This is a genomic window from Brevibacterium senegalense, assembly GCF_000285835.1.
Classification (GTDB): Bacteria; Actinomycetota; Actinomycetes; order Actinomycetales; family Brevibacteriaceae; genus Brevibacterium; species Brevibacterium senegalense.
The window spans coordinates 389,873-405,227 of record NZ_HE978601.1; the positions used below are offsets into that span (position 1 = coordinate 389,873).

General features: G+C 69.2%; 16 protein-coding genes. 5 read left to right on the forward strand and 11 right to left on the reverse strand.

The features are described from left to right. Positions 1-206: 206 nt before the first annotated feature. Positions 207-1,091, forward strand: coding sequence for a class I SAM-dependent methyltransferase (locus HGBR_RS16460; RefSeq protein ID WP_019158208.1), 885 nt, complete (start codon positions 207-209; stop codon positions 1,089-1,091). A 25-nt stretch (positions 1,092-1,116) separates the two neighbouring features. Here the strand turns inward: HGBR_RS16460 and HGBR_RS16465 are convergent, their stop codons facing one another. Beyond that, on the reverse strand, positions 1,117-2,172 hold the full coding sequence (locus tag HGBR_RS16465) for an NADH:flavin oxidoreductase (protein ID WP_051013304.1): 1,056 nt from the start codon (positions 2,170-2,172) through the stop codon (positions 1,117-1,119). A 305-nt stretch (positions 2,173-2,477) separates the two neighbouring features. Here HGBR_RS16465 and HGBR_RS04880 point away from each other — a divergent pair, with 305 nt between their 5' ends. After that, the gene (locus tag HGBR_RS04880) at positions 2,478-3,431 is read left to right on the forward strand and encodes a malate dehydrogenase (protein ID WP_019158210.1); all 954 of its coding nucleotides are present in this window, start codon (positions 2,478-2,480) and stop codon (positions 3,429-3,431) included. Positions 3,432-3,477: 46 nt separating this feature from the next. On the opposite strand, the gene HGBR_RS04885 is transcribed toward HGBR_RS04880, so the two are convergent. After that, positions 3,478-4,446, reverse strand: coding sequence for a threonine/serine dehydratase (locus tag HGBR_RS04885; RefSeq protein ID WP_019158211.1), 969 nt, complete (start codon positions 4,444-4,446; stop codon positions 3,478-3,480). A 2-nt stretch (positions 4,447-4,448) separates the two neighbouring features. Further along, entirely contained in the window at positions 4,449-5,108 is a 660-nt protein-coding gene (locus tag HGBR_RS04890; RefSeq protein ID WP_019158212.1) for a VOC family protein, read from the reverse strand. Between the two features lie 152 nt (positions 5,109-5,260). Between HGBR_RS04890 and HGBR_RS04895 the strand changes: the two genes are divergently transcribed. Genes HGBR_RS04895 through HGBR_RS04905 form a run of 3 tightly spaced genes read left to right on the forward strand, consistent with a single transcriptional unit; the run spans position 5,261 to position 6,785 of the window. Further along, positions 5,261-5,899 carry a hypothetical protein gene (locus HGBR_RS04895; protein ID WP_147522236.1) on the forward strand — a complete coding sequence of 213 codons (639 nt, stop codon included), beginning with the start codon at positions 5,261-5,263 and terminating at the stop codon, positions 5,897-5,899. A 38-nt stretch (positions 5,900-5,937) separates the two neighbouring features. After that, a complete protein-coding gene (locus HGBR_RS04900) occupies positions 5,938-6,168 on the forward strand; it encodes a hypothetical protein (RefSeq protein ID WP_019158214.1) in 231 nt (76 codons plus the stop codon). Then, entirely contained in the window at positions 6,165-6,785 is a 621-nt protein-coding gene (locus tag HGBR_RS04905; protein WP_019158215.1) for a hypothetical protein, read from the forward strand. The genes HGBR_RS04900 and HGBR_RS04905 overlap by 4 nt, the downstream gene beginning before the upstream one ends. A 36-nt stretch (positions 6,786-6,821) precedes the next feature. Here the strand turns inward: HGBR_RS04905 and HGBR_RS21135 are convergent, their stop codons facing one another. From HGBR_RS21135 to HGBR_RS16475, 8 genes are all read right to left on the reverse strand, one after another. Then, complete coding sequence (locus HGBR_RS21135) at positions 6,822-8,084, reverse strand: ATP-binding cassette domain-containing protein (RefSeq protein WP_425358362.1); 1,263 nt, start codon at positions 8,082-8,084, stop codon at positions 6,822-6,824. A gap of 240 nt (positions 8,085-8,324) precedes the next feature. Further along, positions 8,325-9,320 carry a glycine betaine ABC transporter substrate-binding protein gene (locus HGBR_RS04920; protein ID WP_026077343.1) on the reverse strand — a complete coding sequence of 332 codons (996 nt, stop codon included), beginning with the start codon at positions 9,318-9,320 and terminating at the stop codon, positions 8,325-8,327. 221 nt (positions 9,321-9,541) lie between these two features. Beyond that, entirely contained in the window at positions 9,542-10,204 is a 663-nt protein-coding gene (locus HGBR_RS04925; protein WP_019158217.1) for a methionine ABC transporter permease, read from the reverse strand. Further along, positions 10,204-11,229, reverse strand: coding sequence for a methionine ABC transporter ATP-binding protein (locus HGBR_RS04930; RefSeq protein WP_019158218.1), 1,026 nt, complete (start codon positions 11,227-11,229; stop codon positions 10,204-10,206). The genes HGBR_RS04925 and HGBR_RS04930 overlap by 1 nt, the downstream gene beginning before the upstream one ends. Next, positions 11,229-12,203: a MetQ/NlpA family ABC transporter substrate-binding protein gene (locus tag HGBR_RS04935; RefSeq protein ID WP_019158219.1), complete on the reverse strand. Its 975-nt coding sequence runs from the start codon at positions 12,201-12,203 to the stop codon at positions 11,229-11,231. The genes HGBR_RS04930 and HGBR_RS04935 overlap by 1 nt, the downstream gene beginning before the upstream one ends. Positions 12,204-12,243: 40 nt before the next feature. Continuing rightward, on the reverse strand, positions 12,244-13,023 hold the full coding sequence (locus HGBR_RS04940) for an enoyl-CoA hydratase (RefSeq protein ID WP_019158220.1): 780 nt from the start codon (positions 13,021-13,023) through the stop codon (positions 12,244-12,246). Continuing rightward, entirely contained in the window at positions 13,020-14,237 is a 1,218-nt protein-coding gene (locus HGBR_RS04945; RefSeq protein ID WP_019158221.1) for a CaiB/BaiF CoA transferase family protein, read from the reverse strand. Before HGBR_RS04945 ends, HGBR_RS04940 begins: the two co-directional genes overlap by 4 nt. Positions 14,238-14,351: 114 nt before the next feature. After that, positions 14,352-15,179 (reverse strand): glycine betaine ABC transporter substrate-binding protein, encoded by an 828-nt coding sequence (locus HGBR_RS16475; protein WP_019158222.1) that lies wholly within the window; start codon positions 15,177-15,179, stop codon positions 14,352-14,354. Positions 15,180-15,355: the final 176 nt, after the last annotated feature.

A 15,355-nucleotide genomic window follows, 5' to 3' on the forward strand; every position in this document is an offset into this window, starting at 1 on the left:
GGAATCATAGAGCTCGGCCGTCGTATCGCTCGCGGGTTCCGGAACTTCGACCACTACAGACTCCGTATGCTCCTGATCGCCGGAGGGCTGGATGCCTCACCCCACACTCAGCTCTGAAGAGCCGTTTTCAAGGCCGAGCAAGGGTTCTCAAACTCTCTACGGAGGCCCACCACTGCCGTCTGCGGGCACATCCGGGAGGCACGACCATGCAGTCCGACTCCGCTGCGCACCCTGACGTGGTCGGTGTGCGCGCACCCCGGCAGGACGACGCTCAGTCGTCGCAGCACGAGGAGGTCACGGCGCAGCTTCGCGCGGCCGGATGCGTGTTCGCCGAGGACGAGGCGGACATCCTCCGCGAGACCGCGGGCGACGACACCGAGCGCCTCGCGCAGCTCGTGCGGGCCCGTGCCGGCGGCGCTCCGCTGGAACCGCTGGTCGGCTGGGTCGAGTTCGCCGGCCGTCGCCTGTCAGTGGGGCCCGGTGTCTTCGTTCCCCGGCAGCGGACGCTCCGCCTCCTCGACCTCGCGCTGGGTGAGCTGAGGCGACCACCCGGATCACGCGCCCGCACATTCGTCGAGGCGTTCGCGGGAGTCGCCCCGCTCGCAGCGTTTGTGAGCTCCGAGCTCCCCGGTACCCGCGTCCTCGCGTGCGAGCCGGACCCGGCCGCGCTCCGTCATGCGGCGGCCAACCTCGCTGGCCGCGGAGCCACCCTCCCGTCGGATGTCCTGTCAGGACTCCCTGCCGCCCACCGTGGCCACGTCGACGTGATCGCAGCAGTGCCTCCCTACGTGACGGACGACGACATGACGCTGCTGCCGCGCGAGGCCAGAGACCACGAACCGCCGAGCGCCCTGAGCGGAGGCCCGGACGGACTCCACTGGTTCCGTGCACTCATCGACGAGGCCTCTGACTGGATCCAGCCCGGGGGTCTCCTCCTCATCGAGCTCTCAGACCAGCAGCTCGCTGCCGCCGCCCATGACGGCGACGGACGCGGCTGGCGGCAGGAGCCGATGGAGCAGGACGACGAGTCCCGAACGACGGTGCTGGCGCTGCGGGCGAAGGCGCGCAGCAGTGAGAATCAGCCCAGCTAGACGACGGGGGTGCCGCACCTGCGACTCAGAGGAGATGCGCCTCGTGCACCTTGTCGTACGCCCGGATCTCGTCGAGGCGGTTCTCACGGACCTTGAGCGTCCACTCGGGGTCCGACAGCACGGACCGGCCCAGACCGACGAGGTCGAACTCACCGCGCTCGAACAGCTCGAGAAGACGCGTGAGGCTGAGTGACGGCGCCTCCGCATCCGGCTCGTAGAACGGCGAGGTCACACCGACTGAGCCGAGCGCGACGGCGGGCAGCCCCGTGAGAGCCTTGGTCCACCCCGCCAGCGTGCGGGCCCCGTCTTCGAAGGCCGGGAGCCAGTAGCGCCGCGTCGACACGTGGAAGGTGTTCACGCCCGCATCCGCGAGCGGGGTCAGGACGGTCTCGAGATCTGCGGGCGAGTCCGCGATGCGCGCGTCGAAATCCGCGCCCTTCCACTGCGAGTACCGGAACATGACGGGGAAGTCGGGGCCCACTGTGTCGCGCACGGCGCGCGCCACCTCCGCGCCCAGACGGGCGCGTGCCGCAATGCTGCCCCCGTACCCATCGGCGCGCTGGTTGGTGCGGGACCACAAGAACGCGTCGAGCAGGTAACCGTGGGCGCCGTGCAGCTCCACCCCGTCGAACCCGATCCGCTGAGCGTCCGCCGCAGCCTGCGCGAACGATGCGATGATCGCGTCGATGTCCGCGGCACTCGCGGCGATCCCGCGCGGCCTGCCGCTGGGGCTGATGCCGGACGGACCCACGATCGGGGCCTCGGGATGGGGCGCACTGCCTTCCTGGCGGGCGAGACCCAGGTGCCACAACTGGGGGAAGATCCGTCCGCCCTCCGCATGGACGGCGTCGACGACCCGCTTCCACCCCGCGAGCGCGTCCTCCCCGTAGATCCGGGGCACACGATCGCTGCTGCCCGCAGACGGGTGGCCGACGTAGGTGCCCTCCGTGACGATGAGACCCAGGTGCCGTGCGCGGCGGCGGTAGTAGTCGACGACGTCGCCTCCGGGGACACCTCCGGGTGAGAAGCTGCGGGTCATCGGCGCCATGACGAACCGGTTGCGGAGGTCCACTCCGGACAGTGTGTAGGGCTAGTACAGGGGGCTGGGATCCGCGCCGTCCAGGAGCGTGTCGGACGAGTTGGGTACCTGCACGAGGGTCTGCGTCATACCCGCCGCAACCCTTCGGCACGGTCACGTATTCCTCAGATGACGTGCCGTGACACGGAGCACCGATCCAGTGCGATCCAGACATGCCTCCGGTGTCCCACCGAATCACCTACCCAACACTCCGCAGTGCGAAATCTCTGCTTCACTTATCGGAATCGATCCCCTACTCTGACCGTGATGTGCCCCAGCATCGACCCCTCACGGACGAGGAGACAGTCATGACACGCATCGGCATCATCGGCGCGGGCGCCGTCACGGCGGCCACGATCGCCTCGCTCATCGCCCCCACCGGCCTGGACCCGGAGATCATCGTCGTCAACCGCACGCATGCGCGTGCCGTGGGCCTGGCGGAGGACTTCACGTATGCGGCGGCCGCGACGTCCCGTGCCCGCGTGCGCGCCGGCCATTACGAAGACCTGGCCGGCGCGGACCTCGTCATCATCACCGCCGGCGTGAACGAGAAGGACGGCGGCGCGACCGACCGCTCCGACGACCAGGGCCGCCGCCGGCTCATTCCCGCCAACGCACGTGCGTACGCGGACATGATCGGGCAGCTGCGCGAGGTCGACCCCACCGCCACCGTCCTGGTCGTGACGGATCCCCCGGACCCGCTCGCCGCCCTGGCCCGTCGCCTGGCCCCGGAGATGACGATCCTGTCCTCCGGCACCACGATCGACTCCCTGCGGTTCCGCTACCGGATCGGGCAGGAGCTGGGCGTGCCGGCCAGCGCGGTCGATGCCGTGGTGCTGGGAGAGCACGGGACCTCGGCGGTCTACGCCTGGTCCACCGCCCGCGTGGGCGGCCGTCGCGTCCTCGATCTCATCGAGGAGTCCGGTGAGGGCGTCGAGACCGTCCAGTCACGCATCCGCGAGGCCGTCACGTACTCGAACATCTCCATCATCGAGGGCATCGGCGCCAGCCAGCACGGGATCGGCGCGGTCGTCGGTCAGATCACGGAGGCGATCGCGGACGACTCACACGCGATCATGCCCGTCGCCTCCTACCGCGAGGAGTACGGCACCTTCGTGGGCCTGCCCACCGTGCTGGGCCGCGGCGGCGCCGTCCGCGTGCTGGTCCCGGAGCTCACGCCGCAGGAGCAGGAGCAGCTGGACGCGTCCGCGGCGATCCTGCGCGAGGCGGACCGGATCGCCTTCGAGTCCGCGGGTCTCTGACCGCACGGCCGCATTCCCCGCACGGCCGCACCGGGCCCCGTCGCGCTCAGAGCGTGGCGGGGTCCGTGTTCGCGCCGCACACCACGACGGCGATCCGCTCGCCCGCCTGCGGCGTGTAGGCACCGTCCAGCAGGGCGGCGTACGCGGCGGCCGCGCCGTGCTCCGCGGCGATGCGGAAGTCCTCCCACAGGGCCTTCCGGGCCGCGATGATCGCCTCGTCCTCGACCAGCAGGCTCGTGACACCCACCCGCGAAGCTGTGTCGAACGCGATGTCGCCCACGCGCCGGGCACCCAGCGAGTCCGCCGCCACTCCGGACACGGGGACATCAACGGGCTCCCCGGCTTCCAGCGCCGCGTGGACCGCCGAGGCCGTGGCCGGCTCGACTGCCACCACACCGGCCCTGCCCGCGGCCGAGGCCAGTGTGCCGGCCAGCAGTCCGCCGCCGCCCACTGCGACGATGATCGTGTCGACCGCCGGGTCGTCCTCGAGGATCTCCTCTGTCATCGTGCCCGCTCCGGCGACGATCTCCTGCTGATCGTAGGCGTGGCAGTACACGGCGCCGGTGCGCTGCGTGTGCTCCATCGCCGCCTCGAACGCCTGGGCGTACTCGGTCCCCACCTGCCGCACGGTCGCCCCGTACGACTGGAGTCGGGCGACCTTGACCGACGGTGCGGTCTCCGGCACGAACACGGTGGCCGGGACCCCCGCCTGCCGCGCGGCGAACGCATTGGCCATGCCCGCGTTCCCGCCGGAGGCGACGACGATGCCCACCTCCGGGTCCAGCTCGCCGCGCTCCAGGGTGGCGAGCACCCGGTTGAAGGCACCGCGCGCCTTGAACGAGCCCGTGTGCTGGAGGTACTCGCACTTGAGGAGGAGCGTCGCGGGTGCTCCAGCCGTCGCGATCTCACTTGCGTGCAGGAGCGGCGTGCGGCGCACGCGAGCACCGATCCTCTCGCGCGCCTCGCGGACATCGTCCCGGGTCAGCGCTGCCATCTGCGTCTGCGTCTCCGTCATCGTCAGCGTCCCTCGAGCGAGCAGACGCACGCGCGGTTGCCGTCCGGATCCGTGAGGACGGTGAACCGGGGCAGAGCCGAGTCGTCGACGATGCGACCGCCGGCGGCGACGGCGGCACGGATGCGGTCTGCGGCCTCGGCGGCGGGGACCCAGACGTCCGGGTGGAAGCGCTGGTGGGCAACCTCGTGCGGGTCCGCCGGCTGGAACCAGACCCGCGGCGACTGCCCGGTGGGATCGATGACACCCTTCTCGCCCACGTTCGAGGCGTCACCGGTCAGCAGTGCGGCCCAGAACGGGGCGATCCGGGCGGAGTCCGCGGTGTCGAGCCCCAGGTCGACGACCTGCAGGCCACGGGAGTCCGCGGCGATCCCCTGCTCGCGGGCGAGCGCGCTGATGCGGCCGGCCAGCGTCAGATCACGGTCCGTCACCGCATCCACGTCGTGGCTGATGAGACTCACGCCGACCGTGGGGAACGTGAGGGTGACGTCGGGGTGGTGGTTCGCGTCCTCCGCCAGGCGGGCGATCTCCTGCACCAGCCCCAGGCCGGTCATGAAGTCACCCGTGGCGAAGCGCGCGCGCAGACCGCCCGGCAGTCCCTGCCAGTCCTCCAGTCCGTGCGCGTCGAGAGCGTCCAGCAGTGCCTGTCCCGCGTATCCAGTCATGGTCCCACCGTACGCGCGGGGACGGGTCCGGCGGCACCCCTGAATGGACATCGCTCGCGCCCGTGTCACCGGATCGTCACACGACGGGCACGGATTCCACAGCGCGGTCACGAGACAATCGAGGCGGACGACCCCCACCGATCGGAGACACCATGGCCACCACCGCGCCCCACCCCCACCCCGGACGCAGCGGCCCGCCGCCCGGGAAGCGGATGCGCGGGATCGGTCGCGTGCTCTTCTGGATCGGACTCGTGCTGGTGCTGGCGAGCGTGACGGTGGGCGTCATCGTCGCGGTCATGGGCTTCTCCCGGGTGGCGGAGTCCGCCGGCAATCGCATCCCCGTCGACGGTTCCGCCCAGGTGAGCGTCCAGCAGAACGAGCGCCGACTCTTCTTCGTCCCTGCTGAGGCACACCACTCCACCGGCAGCGACGGCGAGACGGACACGTCGTACACCCCGTTGGCGGAGTCGAACTGCACGGTCGAGGGGCCCCAGGCAGAGGAGCTGCAGGTCAGCGGCACTCATCAGTTCACGGAGAACGGCCGTCCCCACATCGCCGATGGCGGCTTCATCGCCCGCGAGTCCGGCACCTACACCGTCACCTGCGATCCCACCCCCGCAGACGCCCAGGTCACGGTCGCCCCGCCGATCGCGGTGGGCCAGATCGTGGGCGGAGTGGGCGGCGTCCTCATCGCCGTCTTCGGCGGGCTGGGCTTCGGCCTCCTCACCGTCCTGGGTCTGGTCCTCTGGCTGGTGGGCAGGAGCACACTGCGGAAGCACGGCGCGCTGTGAGCGCCGCGTCGACAATTGGGCGGCCACCCGGACACGGCGTGCGCACGGCCGGACGAGCGATCCTCTGGGGAGGGCTCGCACTGGTGCTGGTGTGCACGGGCGTCGTGATCCTCCTCGTCTCCCAGGCACCGGACACCCCGACGCCGGGCATGGTCATCGGGATCGGCGTCCCCACCGCGATCGGCACGCTGTCCGTCTTCGCCAGCATCGTGGGCCTGATCCTGTGGCTGGTGGGCAGGAGCATGCTCCGGAAGCACGGAGCGCTGTGAGCTCCGCATCGACACCGGCTCCGCCGCCGGGCCTGCGCATGCGCGGAGTGGGCCGAGCGGTCTTCTTGATCGGGCTCGCCCTGTCCGTGGCGGGCGCACTGGTCGTGGTGGCGCTCATCTGGCAGATCCTGGATCCCGCGGCAGCGCCCTCGGGCGAGCGTCAGACCGTGGACGGCTCCGTCGAGGTGAGCCTCGAGGAAGATGAGCGCCGCTACTTCTTCATCCCGGCGGAGGCCCACGAGGACACGGGCCGCGATGGCGCGGTGGAGACCTCGTACACCCCGCTGGCGGAGTCGAACTGCACGGTCGAAGGTCCGGATGCGGAGCAATTGCCCATCCGCGGCGCCCAGACCATCACGGAAGGCGGCGACCCCCACGTCGCAGACGACGGCTTCCGTGCCCGGGAGACGGGCACCTACACCGTCACCTGCGATCCCACCCCCGCAGACGCCGAGGTCGTGGTCGCCCCGCCGACCCTCCTCGTCCAGATGCAGGGCCGGTTCGTCTGGCTGTCCGTCGCATCCGCCGGCGTGTCATTGTTCGGCATCGCCTGCATCGTGGGTCTGGTCCTGTGGCTGGTGGGCAGAAGGACTCTCAAGAGGAACGGAGCGCTCTGAACCGAGGGGCCCAGAGCGCTCCGTGCGGGCGCCGCGTCAGTGCATAACGCGCCGCGCGATCCAGTTGCCCAGGGCCTGCGCGAACTGGACGAGCACGACGAGCACGACGACGATGACGGCGACGACGCCCCAGTCGAAGCGCTGGTAGCCGTACCGCATGGCGAGGTCACCCAGGCCTCCGCCGCCGATCACCCCGGCGACGGCTGTCGCGTCCACGAGCGCCACGAAGATGTAGGTCATGCCCAGGGTGAGCGGGATGAGGGACACCGCGACGATGAGGAACGGGATCGGCCGGACGATGTTGACGACGACGTTGAGGACGGCGAACACCGCGCGGTTCTCCAGCAGGTTGCCACGGCGGGTCGCGTAGAGGACGAGGCCCAGGAGTATCCCGATCACTCCGGCCAGCAGGAACGAGACGGACACCATGAGGAGCGTCTCGAAGATCGCATCGCCCAGGCGCGGCAGGAACGCAGAGAAATCAGTCTGGCGCATCAGACTGCGACCTCCTCGATGTCGGTGATCTCCCGCAGCGACGCGATCGTCGCCGCGACATCCTGCTCCCCGCCCAGCAGCTCGACCGTCAACCGGCCGAACAGCGTGTCCTTCGACTCGCTCACGCCGCCGTAGACGATGTTGAAGTCGACACCGTGCTCGCGAGCGATCCGCGATCTCGCGCACCGCGTCCATCTCGTGGGTCACCAGGAGGACGGTGACCCCGTACTCCTCGTTGACCCGCTTGAGCAGACCCAGCACCTCCAGGGTCGTCTCCGGATCCAGCGCGCTCGTCGCCTCATCGGAGATCAGCACGTCCGGACGGGTCGCGAGCGCCCGGGCGATGCCCACACGCTGCTTCTGCCCGCCGGACAGCTGACTGGGGTACTGGAGCGCCTTGTCGGACAGGCCCACGAAGTCCAGCAGCTCCTCGACGCGGTCGATCGTCGCGGATTCGCTCAGCCCCGCCAGTCGCAGCGGGTAGGCGATGTTCTTGTAGACGGAACGGAGGCGGAGCAGGTTGAACTGCTGGAACATCATGCCGATCTGCTGGCGGGCGGACGGGAGATCTCTCCCCCGCAGCTGCGTCATGTCCTGGTCTCCCACGTACACGGATCCGGTCGTCGGCCGCTCGAGAGCGTTGACGGTGCGCAGAGGTGTCGATTTCCCCGCTCCGGAGTAACCGACGATCGCATAGATGTCGCCCGGGTCGATCGACAGCGACACATCGTCCAGCTCCTGCACGGTCCGGCCGCGGTGCTTGAAGGACTTCGACACCCGCTCGAAGGTGACGGCCTTGGGCATCAGGCCTGACCTCCCGCAGCAGACAGGCGACGGTCCGCCGCGGCAGGGGCGACTCCGACGGGTTCAGCTGCGGCACGGAACGGGGGAGAGGGTGTGGCGATGGCATCCGGGGCCTTCCGACGATGACGGGACGCACCAGTCTCACGCCGGCGCAGACAGCAGGGGACGCACTGCGACCCACGACGTCACAGTGCGTCCCAGAACGTCACGGCCGGCGTCCGGTCAGCCGGCCCGTGCGCGTCAGCCCGCCAGCGCACCCGCCTTCCAGTCGTCGACGAAACCGTCGTTCTCCTCGACCCACTCGGCGACCGCGTCGTCCAGGTTCTCTCCGCCGTAGTGCTCGTCGGAGAACATGATGTTCTCCATGCTCGCAAGCGTCTCGTCGCCGATCACGAGGTTCTTGAGCAGCTGGGAGACCTCCGGGTGTTCCTCGCCGAATCCGGAGTAGGCGAAGTTGTAGATAACCTCACCGGCGCCCATCGCGCCCTCGGGGTCCTCGAGGTCGCGCACCGGGAAGGCGTCATACGCCCAGTGCGGGCGCCACAGCGTCACGACGATGTTCTCGTCCGCATTCGTCGAGGACTGCAGCTGCGCGAGCATCGCGGGCGTCGAGGAGATCTTGAAGTCCCAGTCCTCCAGGCCGTACGTGGGGATCATGTCCTCCTCGGTCATCCGGGTGAGGCCCGCGCCCGCCTCGATGCCGTAGATCGTGCTGCCGTACTCGTCGCTCATGTCCCTGAGGTCCGCAAGGGACTGGGCCGGCGAGTCCTCGTTCACGGCGATCGTGTTCTTCGCGCCGGTGTACCAGCAGCCCTGCGCCTCCATGTCGTCGCCGAACTGGGCGATGTAGTCCTCGTGCGTGACGGGCAGCCAGCCATCCATGATGAAGTCGATGTCGCCCTGGGACACCGCGGTGAAGGCGGGTCCCGCATCGAAGGACTCGACGGACACGGAGTATCCGTCCTGCTCGAGCGCGTACTTCGTGATGTACGCGGCGGCGTACGACTCGTCCCAGCCGTTGAACGCGCCGATCTTGATGTCCTTGTCCTCAGCCCCGGACAGATCGACCTCCGCGGACTCCTCGCCCGGCGTGCAGGCGCTCCAGTCGGTCTCGCCCACGGCGGCCTCATCCGTCGCATCACCACCCGCGTCCGCGTCCGTCGCGCCGCACGCGCTCACGCCCAGCGCCACGATCGCGGCGGCACCCACTGCTGTCATCATCCTGCGGAACGCCATCGGCGCACTCCCCTCAGACATCTGCGCGGCTCCCCGTCCGGAGCCCGGGCACGCCCGTGCAGAACCTGGCCACAGCCTGCCGTCTAATGTGATGAGCGTCACGCCCTATCTCACCGTACGGCACAGCCGTTACGCGATCGTGAGCAAAATGGGCAACGCTTGCACGATGCGCAACAGCAGGCCGCTCAGCGAGAACCCTCCGCGCGGTCAGGCAGGCGGGGTCAGTGCATGACCTTGCGGGCGATCCAGTTGCCCAGCGCCTGGGCGAACTGCACGAGGAGGACGAGCACGACGACGATGACGGCGACGACGACCCAGTCGAAGCGCTGGTAGCCGTAGCGCATGGCCAGGTCGCCCAAGCCTCCGCCGCCGATCACGCCGGCGACGGCGGTCGAGTCGACGAGCGCCACGAAGATGTACGTCATGCCCAGCGTGAGCGGGCCCAGCGCCTCGGGCACGACGATCGTGAAGAGGATCCGCAGCGGGCTCGCGCCCATCGCGGCGCCCGCCTCGATCGCACCCGGGTCCACGGCCACGAGGTTCGACTCCGCGATGCGGGCGATCGACACGCTCGCGACGACGGTGAGCGGGACGATCGCGGCGATCGGTCCGATGCTCGTGCCGATGATGAGGCGCGTGAGCGGGATGAGCGACACGGCGACGATGAGGAACGGGATCGGCCGGACGATGTTGATGACGAAGTTGAGGATGCCGAAGACCACCCGGTTCTCCAGGAGGTTCCCCGGCCGGGTCGCGTAGAGCACTAGGCCCAGGAGGATGCCGACGACGCCCGCGATGACGAACGACACGGACACCATGAGCAGCGTCTCGAAGATCGCATCGGCCAGCCGCGGCAGGAAGGCGCTGAAATCCGTCTGTCGCATCAGTGCGCGACCTCCTCGACGTCCGTGATCGTCTGCAGCGACGCGATCGCCGCGTCGACGTCCTGGTCCTTCCCCAGGAGTTCGACCGTGAGTCGGCCGAACAGGTTGTCCTTCGACTCGCTCACACCGCCGTAGACGATGTTGAAGTCGACGTCGTGCTCACGCGCGATCCGCGAGAGGAACGGGTCGTTCGTCTCCCGGTCGCCCACCCGCACCTCCACGAGTCGACCCGTGTGGATGCGGCGGATGGCGTAGAGCGACCGCTCGTCCGGCCGGTGGCGCAGGACGGAGGCGACGAACTTCTGCGCGGTCTCCGTCTGCGGGTCCGAGAAGACGCGGTACGCGCTGCCCTCCTCGATGACCCGCCCGTTCTGCATGACGGCCACCTTGTCCGCGATCTCGCGCACCGCGTCCATCTCGTGGGTCACCAGGAGGACGGTGACCCCGTACTCCTCGTTGACCCGCTTGAGCAGACCCAGCACCTCCAGGGTCGTCTCCGGATCCAGCGCGCTCGTCGCCTCATCGGAGATCAGCACGTCCGGGCGGGTCGCGAGCGCCCGGGCGATGCCCACGCGCTGCTTCTGCCCGCCGGACAGCTGACTGGGGTACTGGAGCGCCTTGTCGGAGAGACCCACGAAATCGAGCAGCTCCTCGACGCGGTCGATCGTCTCCGACTCGCCCAGGCCCGCGAGACGCAGCGGGTACGCGATGTTCTTGTAGACGGTGCGGGACTTCAGGAGGTTGAACTGCTGGAACACCATGCCGATCCGCTGGCGGGCGGCCAGGAGCTCCTTCCCCCGCAGCGACGACATCTCCTGCTCTCCCACGAACACGGAGCCGGAGGTGGGCCTCTCGAGTGCGTTGACGGTGCGCAGCAGCGTCGACTTGCCGGCGCCGGAGTACCCGACGATCGCGTAGATGTCCCCGGGTTCGATGCGCAGCGACACGTCCGTGAGCGCCTGCACGGTGCGCCCGCGGTGCTCGAAGGACTTCGAGACCCCCTCGAAGACGACGGGCTTCGACATCAGTCCTCGCCCCCGGCCTCGGCCACGAGCCGGTCGAGTTCGCCATGGAGCACGTCCCGGTCGATGTCGACGCGGGTCTGCGTGCCGGAGTACTCCTCCGCGAGCGCGTCGAGGACCCGCGGATCGTCGTACGCCTCCTCGAGGACCTGCCACGCCGGGTCGTCGACGTTGTCGGCACGGGTCGCGACGACGTTGATGTAGGGCAGGTTCGCGTCGGACTCCGGGTCGAAGATGTAGAGCGCGTCGTCGACGGTGATCTCCTGCGACGGGTCGAAGTGATGGACGCCCACGACGACCGCATCGAGCGACGGGTCGTCGAACTGCTGCGGGATCGACTGGGCGGAGATCTCCGTGAACTCGAGGTCCTTCGGATTCTCCGTGATGTCCGAGGTCGTCGCGAGCGAGCCCGCGGACTCGTCGAGCTCGATGAGTCCGGCAGCCTGCAGGATGATCAGTGCCCGGCCGCCGTTGCTCGCATCGTCCGGGATCGCGATCCGCGCGCCGTCCGGCAGGTCGTCCAGCGAGTCGACCGTCGCCGAGAACACGCCCCAGTTGCTCACGAAGGTGCTGAAGACGGGGACCAGGTCCGCGTTGTTCTCGACGTCGAAAGTCGAGAGGTACATGACGTGCTGGAAGGCGTTGCCGTCCATGGACCCGCCCACGACCTCGGTGTTGGGCAGCACCCAGTCGTCCAGGTTGACCCACTCGACGTCGAGGCCGTTCTCGCCGGCCACCTCCGCGATCGTGTCGTTGGTCGTGGAGTCCTCGTCGGTGGCCAGCGTCAGGCTCAGGCGATCGCCCGCCGCTTCCGCGTCGTCACCGCTGTTCCCGCGGACGACGATGATGCTGACGACACCCGCGACGAGTGCGGCGGCGAGCCCGCCGGAGATGGCCGCGATCGTGGACTTCCTCCGCTTGGCACTCTGCGCGAGGGAGGCCCGCAGCTCGGACTGGTCGGTGTTCGTATCGCTCACAGTCGTGAGCTCCTTTCATGATCGTGAGAGGGGACGGGGGTCAGCGACCCTGCCAGTCCCAAGAAGTCTTCGTAAGGAAGGCGTCGACGGCTCCGGCGAAGTCGTCGCTGCCGTAGATGCGGGTGATGACGTCTGCATCGTCGACGTCCTGCGATCCCGCACCGCGGCGCAGGAGCTCCTTGATCGACCACAGCGTGAGCGGGGCGGATGCGGCGATCGTGCGGGTCAGCTCAGCCGCCGCCTCGTCGATGTCGGTCTCGACCAGACGCGCGAACCCGGAGGCATCTGCCTGCTGAGCGGAGATCCGCTCGCCAGCCAGCACGAGCCGCACCACCCAGGACTCGCCCAGCAGCCCGACGAGGCGCCGCAGGGTCCCGGCCGCCAGCGTGTTGCCCAGTGTGCGGGCGATCGGCATCCCGAAGGATGCCTGCGACGTCACAAGGCGCAGGTCCGCGCACGTCGCGATGCCCAGGCCGCCGCCCACGCAGTGCCCGTCGATGACGGCGATGACGGGCACCTCGACGGCGCGCAGGCGGTCGAGGACCCCCGCGATCCGCTCCTCGTAGGCGATCCCGTCCTCACCGGTGAAGCCGCGGAACTGCGTGATGTCCGTCCCCGCGACGAACGCCCGGTCCCCCGCGCCGCGCAGCACGACGCTGCGGACGGTCTCGTCCGCATCCGCTCGCTCGCACACGGTCACGAGCGCGTCGTACATCGCGTTCGTCATCGCGTTGCGCGCCCGCGGGCGGTTGAACGTCACGTGCAGCGCGCTCTCGCGCTGCTCGACGAGCAGATCGCCGCCGGCCAGCTCCTCGATCACTGGTCCCCCTCCGCACGATCCGCACCGGTGCTGCCAGCGCCTGCACCGGCCGCCGCCGAGGCCCCCAGGCCACCCAGCACGGCACCCGTGTCCGCGCCCAGGACGGGGCCCGCGGCACCGCGGACCACAGGGGTGCGGGACAGGCGCATGGGGCTGCCCAGCTGCTCGACCGCACCCGCGGTGGGGTGCGGGGCGCTCCAGAAGAAGTCGCGCGCGTGCAGGTGCTCGTCCGCGAAGACCTGCGGGAACGTGTTGATGGGCGCGGCCGGAACGCCGGCCTCATCCAGGAGGGCGACGACCTCGGCGACCGTCCGGCCGCGGAAGTCGTCCTCGATGCGGGCGATGAGCGCGCCGCGGTTCTCCATGCGCTGGGTGGGGGTGAGGAAGCGCTCGTCCTCGACCAGCTCGTCGAGGCCCAGCGCCACGCAGAAGCGCGCCCAGTTGCGCTGCGTGTTCGCACCGATCGTCACGTAGCCGTCGGACGTCGCCACGGCCTGGTACGGGGCGGACGCCTGGTGTGCGGAGCCCTGCGGCTTCGCGACCTGACCGGTCGCGTAATAGGAGCCGGCCTCCCACACGGCCAGCGACACCGCGGACTCGAAGAGCGACACGTCGATCGCCTGGCCCAGGCCGGACCGGTCGCGCTCGCGCAGTGCCGCGAGCACCGCGATCGTCACGTAGAGGGCGCAGCTGAGGTCTGCGACGGGTACGCCCAGCTTGACGGGCTCGCCGTCCGGGAAGCCCGTGATGCTCATGAGTCCGGACCTGGCCTGCGCCATGATGTCGAGGCCCGCGTTCGCGGCGAGCGGCCCGTCCTGCCCCCAGCCGGACGCAGAGGCGTACACGAGGCCGGGGAACTCGTCCTTGAGGTCGTCGTAGCCGAAGCCCATGCGGGCGAGCGCGCCGGGGCGCAGGTTCTCCACGAGCACATCCGCCTGCGCCAGGAGCGCGCGCAGCCGGGCGGCACCCTCCGCGGACTTCAGGTCGATCTCGACGGACTCCTTGTTCCGGTTGAGACGCATGAAGGCGCTCGACTCGCCCTCGATGAAGGGGCCGACGGTGCGAGTCTGGTCGCCGCTGCCGGGCGTCTCGACCTTGACGACGCGGGCGCCCAGGTCCGCCAGCTGCAGCGTGGCGAACGGGCCCGCCATGAAGACCCCGATCTCGACGACGGTGACCCCTTCGAGGGGCGGGCGATTACTGCTCGAGGACATGCATGGACCTTCCGACGGCTGAGAGAACATCTCAGTTTCGGGTCCGCACCCTCGGAGGGGGACGTATTGCGACACTTCACGTCATAGAGTGTCACAGATCGTCACGCAGGAGTATCAGCCCGCCAGCGCGCCAGCCTTCCAGTCGCTGACGAAGCTGTCGTTCTCCTCGACCCACTCTGCGACGGCACCGTCCGGATCCTCCCCGCCGTAGTGGTCATCGGAGAACATGATGTTCTCCATGCTCGCCAGGTCCTCGTCGGAGATGACGAGGTTCTTCAGCAGCTGCGAGACCTGCGGATGATCTTCCGTGAAGCCGGCGTAGGAGAAGTTGTAGACGACCTCGCCCGCACCCATCGCCCCCTCCGGGTCCTCCAGGTCGCGCACGGGGAATGCGTCGTACGCCCAGTGCGGGCGCCACAGCGTCACGACGATGTTCTCGCCCGCGTCCGTCGAGGATGCCAGCTGTGCCAGCATCGCCGGGGTCGAGGAGATCTTGAAGTCCCAGTCCTCCAGCCCATAGGTGGGGATCATGTTGTCCTGCATCATCCGGGTGAGTCCGGCACCGGCCTCGATGCCGTAGATCGTGCTGCCGTACTCGTCGGCCATGTCCGCGAGATCAGCCATCGACTGGGCGGGTGAGTCCTCGTTCACCGCGATGGTGTTCTTCGCGTCGATGTACCAGCAGCCCTGCGCCTCCATGTCGTCGCCGAACTGCTGGATGTAGTCCTCGTGCGTGACGGGCAGCCAGCCATCCATGATGAAGTCGATGTCGCCCTGGGACACCGCCGTGAAGGCGGGACCGGCGTCGAAGGACTCGACGGCGACGGTGAAGCCATCCTGCTCGAGCGCGTACTTCGTGTTGTAGGCGGCAGCATACGACTCATCCCAGCCGTTGAAGGCTCCGATCGTGATCTCCTTGTCCTCCTCCGAGGCCAGATCCACCTCCGCAGATTCTTCACCGGGCGTGCAGTCACTCCAGTCCGTGTCTCCGCTGGCCGCCCCTGCCGAGGGGCCTTCACCGGGCTCCGCTTATGTCGCTCCACATGCGCTCACGCCCAGTGTCACGATCGCCACCACACCCAGTGCTCTTGTCATCCTGCGGAACGCCATTGTCGCCC

What these genes read in the sequence shown, in the direction of transcription:
- HGBR_RS16460 (WP_019158208.1), top strand. Translation starts at nt 207, where the DNA reads ATGCAGTCCGACTCCGCTGCGCACCCTGACGTGGTCGGTGTGCGCGCA.
- HGBR_RS04880 (WP_019158210.1), top strand. Translation starts at nt 2,478, where the DNA reads ATGACACGCATCGGCATCATCGGCGCGGGCGCCGTCACGGCGGCCACG.
- HGBR_RS04885 (WP_019158211.1), bottom strand. Translation starts at nt 4,446, where the DNA reads ATGACGGAGACGCAGACGCAGATGGCAGCGCTGACCCGGGACGATGTC.
- HGBR_RS04890 (WP_019158212.1), bottom strand. Translation starts at nt 5,108, where the DNA reads ATGACTGGATACGCGGGACAGGCACTGCTGGACGCTCTCGACGCGCAC.
- HGBR_RS04895 (WP_147522236.1), top strand. Translation starts at nt 5,261, where the DNA reads ATGGCCACCACCGCGCCCCACCCCCACCCCGGACGCAGCGGCCCGCCG.
- HGBR_RS21135 (WP_425358362.1), bottom strand. Translation starts at nt 8,084, where the DNA reads ATGCCCAAGGCCGTCACCTTCGAGCGGGTGTCGAAGTCCTTCAAGCAC.
- HGBR_RS04920 (WP_026077343.1), bottom strand. Translation starts at nt 9,320, where the DNA reads ATGGCGTTCCGCAGGATGATGACAGCAGTGGGTGCCGCCGCGATCGTG.
- HGBR_RS04925 (WP_019158217.1), bottom strand. Translation starts at nt 10,204, where the DNA reads ATGCGACAGACGGATTTCAGCGCCTTCCTGCCGCGGCTGGCCGATGCG.
- HGBR_RS04930 (WP_019158218.1), bottom strand. Translation starts at nt 11,229, where the DNA reads ATGTCGAAGCCCGTCGTCTTCGAGGGGGTCTCGAAGTCCTTCGAGCAC.
- HGBR_RS04945 (WP_019158221.1), bottom strand. Translation starts at nt 14,237, where the DNA reads ATGTCCTCGAGCAGTAATCGCCCGCCCCTCGAAGGGGTCACCGTCGTC.